Here is a 5,291-nt window from a genome sequence, read left to right as displayed (position 1 = left end):
CCGCCCGCCGGCTGCCCGCCGCCGCGCCCGACCTCGCCGCCTACCGGGCGGCGGTGGCCGACCTGCTGGTCGAGGTGGGCGCCCTGGCCGACGCCACCAGCACCCGGGCCCGCCAGGTGCTCATCGACGAGCGGCTGCGCGAGCCGGCCCTGGCGGCCGTGCTCGACGCCACCCCGCAGGGTCTGCTCGGCGCGCGTGAGACGTTGCTGCTGGAGATGGCCCGCTACCAGCCGAACGAACGCACCTCGGCGCGGGACCTCACCGCGCTGGTCCGGATCTACCTGCTCTCCCGCATCGACGTGCTGTGGTGGCAGGACGCCCCGATCTTCGTCACCGACGACCAGGTCAACGGCAGCGCCGACCTCGTCGACCTGGAGTGGCTGCGCCGCCGGGACCTGCTGCGCTTCCGGTACCAGGAGCAGCCCACCACCGTCCTGGGCCGCGCCGCGCGCGGACTGCGTCGGCGACTGCTACCCGACGCGAGCCCGCGCACCGCCGGGCTGCTGTTCCGTCGGGCCCGCCGGGAGGTGGTGGCCCTGCTCAACGAACTCGGCCGGGAGTTCGCCGCCGTCACGCCGCCGGCCACCCCGCCGCTGTGGGTGACCAGCCTCGTGCGCAGCACCGAGCACCAGTACCGGCTGCGTCGCCTGGGCTACGCCGCCATGCTGCCCAGCGGGCACTGCCTCGGCTACTCAGCCGACGTCGAGCTGGCCTGGTTCGAGCGGTTCGGCGCACGCGACACCCTCGCGGAGCTGCTGTTGGCCCGCCAGGACGCCGGCGAGCTGAACGTGATCGACGAGGGACAGGCCTGGCACCTGTGTCTCGCACCCTCCGCCCGGCGTCGTCTGCGCCGGGCGTACGAGGCCGAGATGGGGGTCTGAGCCCGTGTGTGGCATCGCGCTGAGCCTCGGCCCCGAGGCCGACCCCGCGACCTTCCGGCGGATGCTCGCCGTCCTCGCCCCGCGCGGCGAGGTCACCGAGACCCGCTTGGAACGCGGGCTGCTCGCCGGCACCCGCCGACTGCGCGTCGTCGACCGCGACCGGGCCGTGCAGCCCTGGACGTCGACCGACGAGCGCTGGCTGCTCTGCTTCAACGGCGAGATCTTCAACCACCGGGAGTTGCGCGCGCAGCTCACCCGGCTCGGGCAGGTGTTCCGCACCGACAGCGACACCGAGGTGCTGCTGGCCGCGTTCCAACAGTGGGGCGAATCCGCGGTGACGCGGCTGCGCGGCGAGTACGCCTTCGCGGTCGTCGAACGCGCCAGCGGTCGGGCGTACCTGGCCCGCGACCCGCTCGGGGTGAAACCGCTGTACTGGTCCCGGCGACCCGGCTGCCTGCACCTCGCCTCCGAGGTGAAGGCGCTCGTCGGGCACCACGCCCCGGTCGCCGAGGTGCCGCCCGGACACCACGGCTGGGCCGAGCCGGACGGGCCCGTGCGGCTGCGCCCGTACGTCGACCTGCTCACCATCGGCGCGGGTCTGCCGGTCATCGACGACCCGGACGAGGCCACCCTGCTCGTCCGGGCTGCCCTGACCGACGCCATCCGGATGCGGGTGGAGACCGATCTGACCGTCGGGGTGGTGCTCTCCGGCGGGCTGGACAGCTCGTTGACGCTGCGGCAGGTGCGGGACATCCACCCGGACTGCGTGGCGGTGACGGTCGGCGTGCCGGACAGCCCCGACGTGGCGTACGCCCGGCGGCTCGCCGCCGACCTCGACGTGCCGCACGTGGTGGTCGAGCTGCGCCCACGCGACATCCGGCTGGCCGACGTCCGCGAGGCCATCCGGATCTCCGAGCTGACCGAGTACGGCGACATCATCAACGCCGTCGTCTCGGTGCCGATCTTCCGGCGGCTGCGCGACCTCGGCGTGAAGGTGGTGCTCACCGGCGACGGCTCCGACGAGCTGTTCGGCGGGTACCCGATGTACCACCAGGTCGACCCGATCGCGTCGCGTCGGCTGTTCCTGCACCGCATCCGCAACCTGTGCCGTACCGAGTTGCAGCGGGTCGACCGGACCGCCATGGGGCACGCGGTGGAGGCACGGGTGCCGTTCCTCGACCTCAGCGTGGTGGAGTTGGCGATGCGTCTGCCCCTGGACCTGAAGGTGCGCGACGGCCAGGAGAAGTGGATCGTGCGGCGGGCGTTCGCCGACGTGCTGCCCGACTACGTCCTGCGGCGGCCGAAGAACCCCATGTCGTACTCCTCCGGGCTGCACGAGCGGGTCCGGCTCTACAAGCCGCTGTTCGCGCGGATGCACCGGTCGTTCGGCTACGACCTGCTGGAACCGGTCCGCCGTGACTTCGACACCGTGCTCAGCCGCTGCGGCAACGACCTGGACCGGGCCATCGCCGACGGGATGAACCGGCCCGACTACACCGTCCTGGAACACGCCCGCGACCTGGTCGGGGCGGCGAGGTGGAACGCCGCGCCGATGGTCCGCCGACTGGTCGGGCCCCGCCCGCCCCGCCGCTCACCCGTCGGCTGAGCACCCCACCCGACGCTTGACTCTGACACCGTGTCAGGGACGAGCGTGAGGGGACCATGTTCACCATCGGAGACTTCGCCCGACTGGGCCGCGTGTCGGTGCGGATGCTGCGCCACTACGACAGCATCGGCCTGCTCCGCCCGGCCAGCGTCGACGCGCACACCGGCTACCGCTTCTACCGGGCGGACCAGCTGCGTCGGCTCAACCGGGTGCTCGCCCTCAAGGACCTGGGTCTCACGCTCGAGCAGGTGCGGGCGATCCTGGACGACGCCGTCGACGTGGCCGAGCTGCGAGGCATGCTGCGGTTGCGTCGCGGCCAGCTGACGGCGCAACTGGCCGCCGACACCGCCCGGCTCGCGGCCGTCGAGGCGAGGCTCCGGATGATCGAGTCGGAGGGTCAAATGACCGCCCAGGATGTCGTCCTCAAGGACATCGCGCCGGTTCGCCTCGCGGAGCTGACCGCCGTCGCGCCCAGCTATGAGAGCCAGGACATCGGTCCGGTGATCCAGCCGCTCTACCCGGAGCTGTTCCGCCGGCTGGCCGAGGCCGGGATCACGCCGACGGGCCCGGCCATCGCCTGGTACGAACCCGCCGGCGACGACGACGGCGACGCGGTCGTCGTGCACGCCGGGGTGACCGTCGGCGCCGGCGTGTCGGCAGGTCCTGACCTGGCGGTACGTGATCTGCCCGCGGTGGGCACGGCCGCGACGATCGTCCATCACGGCGCCATGGACGACGTCGAGCAGAGCGTCGAGGTGCTTGCCCGGTGGATCGAGGAGAACGGCTACCGCACCGACGGATTCGCCCGTGAGGTGTACCTGGACTATTGCCAGGACTCCCCGGAGCAGGGCGTCACCGAGCTTCAGCTCGCCGTCTACCGCGCCTGACGGTCGCGCTGCCGTCCCGACGGCGGCGCGTCGGCGGCCGGAGCCCGGACCGTCCCCAGCGCCAGGTCCGATCGCCGCCAGCACCCGCGCCGCCGCCGGGCCAGGCTGGACGCATGACCACCACCACCACCACCTTCCGCGTCCAGGCCGTGCCGGCCGCGGCGCTCGACCTCGTCCGTCGGACCGGCCGCGACGCCGCCGGCCATCTCGTCGAAGGGCGCCTGGCCGGCGGCGGGGAGCCGCTGCGCTGTTGCCTGCGCGACGCCGAGGCGGGGGAGGCGCTGCTGCTCTTCGGCTACGCCCCGCCGATCGCCGCCGTCGCATACCGGGAGATCGGGCCGATCTTCGCGCACGCCGCCGCCTGCTCCGGTCCGGATCACGGCGGCGGCCATCCGTCGGCCTGGCGGGGACGTCCCCAGGTCCTGCGGGCGTACGACCGGCAGGGACGGATCTGCGGCGGCCGGCTGCATGACGGCACGGACCCGGAGGCGGTGATCGCGGAGCTGTTCGCCGACCCGCAGGTGCACCAGCTGCACAGCCGCAACGTGGTCTACGGCTGCTTGATGTTCGTGGTGGAGCGGGCCACCGGGTGACGGTCCTCAGCTGACCAGCAGCAGCGCGCCGACCGCCGCGAGCGTGCCCACGACGGCGAGCAGGGTGCTGGTCAGCACGAACCGCTTCACCGGCACCGCCACACCGGCCGCCCGACACCGTTCGAACCACAGCAGGGTGGCCAGCGACGCCCACGGCGCGGCCAGCGGGCCGACGTTCGTGCCGATCAGCAGGGCCAGCAGGCGGGTGTGGTCGGCGCCGGGCAGCACCGACTCACCGGCCAGGTACGCCGGCAGGTTGTTCACCGCGTTGGCCAGCAGCGCCCCGGTGCCGCCGGCACGCAGCGCGCCGGCCGCTCCACCGTCGGCCCCGACCAGGCCGGCCACCAGGTCGTCCAGCCCGTGCCGGCCGAGGGTCTGCACCACCAAAAACAGGCCGACGACGAAGAGCAGCAGCCGTACGGGCACCAGCCCGGGGCGCAGCGTCGCCGGGGAGCGGACCACGAAGCCCACCAGCACCAGCGCGAGCGCGACGCTGGAGGCGAGCCCGATCTCCACCCCGGCGAGGATGCCGGCGACGAAGAGCAGGCAACCGGCGAGCGCGGTGCGGTGCAGCACCGGGTCGGGCGGCACGTGCCGCTCCGGCGGGACGAAGCGTCCGCCGGCCGGCCGTTCGCGCCGCCACCAGCCGTACCAGAGCAGCACCATCGTGACCGCCACGGCGGCGAGCTGCGGCAGCGCCATCCGCTCGGCGTACGACAGTGGCGTGAGGCCGACCCGGTCGGCGGCCAGCAGGTTCGTCAGGTTGGACACCGGCAGCAGCAGGCTGGCGGTGTTCGCCAGCCAGACCGTGGTGACCGCGAGCGGCGCGGCCGGGACCCGCAGGGTGCGCGCCAGCGCCAGCAGCACCGGGGTGAGCAGCACGGCTGTGGTGTCGAGGTTGAGCACGAGCGTGGTCACCGTGGCGAGGCCACCGCAGAGCAGGAACAGCGCCGCCCAGCGGCCGCGGGCGGCGATGGCCAGCCGGCTGGCCAGCACGTCGAAGACGCCGGCCACGGCGGTCAGCTCGGCCAGCACGATCACGGTGCCGAGGAAGAGCAGCAGCGGCAGGATGCGGTGCAGGGTCGCCGTGGTCTCGGCGCGGGGCAGCAGCCCGCTCAGCGCGCAGGCCGCACCGGCCACCGCGAGGACGACCGCCACCAGGTCGAGCGGGTGGGGGCGCCAGCGCGCGGTCGGCTCGGGCGGGGCGGGCGGCGCGCCGGCGGCAGACTTCACAGCTGACCACGTTGGCACATCACCCGCCGGCCCGGCCGGCGCCCCGATCGGGGGCAGCCCGGTGGGGCCCGTCACCTGGGCGGGGGCGGCC

Annotated in this window: 5 protein-coding genes; 4 read left to right on the top strand and 1 reads right to left on the bottom strand. The window is 73.9% G+C overall.

Annotated elements, in window-relative coordinates:
• The 4 genes from AB0J68_RS26490 to AB0J68_RS26475 form a co-directional block, all read left to right on the top strand.
• Positions 1 to 881, top strand: an 881-nt coding sequence (locus tag AB0J68_RS26490) for a hypothetical protein (RefSeq protein WP_363940953.1), incomplete at its 5' end; no start/stop codon positions are given.
• Positions 882 to 885: 4 nt separating this feature from the next.
• Positions 886 to 2,487: an asparagine synthase-related protein gene (locus tag AB0J68_RS26485; protein WP_363940950.1), complete on the top strand. Its 1,602-nt coding sequence runs from the start codon at positions 886 to 888 to the stop codon at positions 2,485 to 2,487.
• A gap of 56 nt (positions 2,488 to 2,543) precedes the next feature.
• Positions 2,544 to 3,374, top strand: coding sequence for a MerR family transcriptional regulator (locus AB0J68_RS26480; RefSeq protein WP_363940947.1), 831 nt, complete (start codon positions 2,544 to 2,546; stop codon positions 3,372 to 3,374).
• Between the two features lie 113 nt (positions 3,375 to 3,487).
• Positions 3,488 to 3,967: a DUF1203 domain-containing protein gene (locus AB0J68_RS26475; RefSeq protein ID WP_363940945.1), complete on the top strand. Its 480-nt coding sequence runs from the start codon at positions 3,488 to 3,490 to the stop codon at positions 3,965 to 3,967.
• Positions 3,968 to 3,973: 6 nt separating this feature from the next.
• Here AB0J68_RS26475 and AB0J68_RS26470 read toward each other — a convergent pair whose 3' ends face one another.
• Entirely contained in the window at positions 3,974 to 5,107 is a 1,134-nt protein-coding gene (locus tag AB0J68_RS26470) for an SLC13 family permease (RefSeq protein WP_363940956.1), read from the bottom strand.
• Positions 5,108 to 5,291 lie beyond the last annotated feature (184 nt).

This window comes from Micromonospora sp. NPDC049580, from assembly GCF_040675595.1.
Taxonomy (GTDB): domain Bacteria; phylum Actinomycetota; class Actinomycetes; order Mycobacteriales; family Micromonosporaceae; genus Micromonospora.
The sequence above is the reverse complement of the archived record's forward strand: the minus strand, read 5'-3'. Positions and strand labels throughout refer to the sequence as shown.

Bases quoted from the DNA above. Each gene is read 5' to 3' on its own strand.
- AB0J68_RS26480 (WP_363940947.1), top strand. From the start codon at position 2,544: ATGTTCACCATCGGAGACTTCGCCCGACTGGGCCGCGTGTCGGTGCGG.
- AB0J68_RS26475 (WP_363940945.1), top strand. From the start codon at position 3,488: ATGACCACCACCACCACCACCTTCCGCGTCCAGGCCGTGCCGGCCGCG.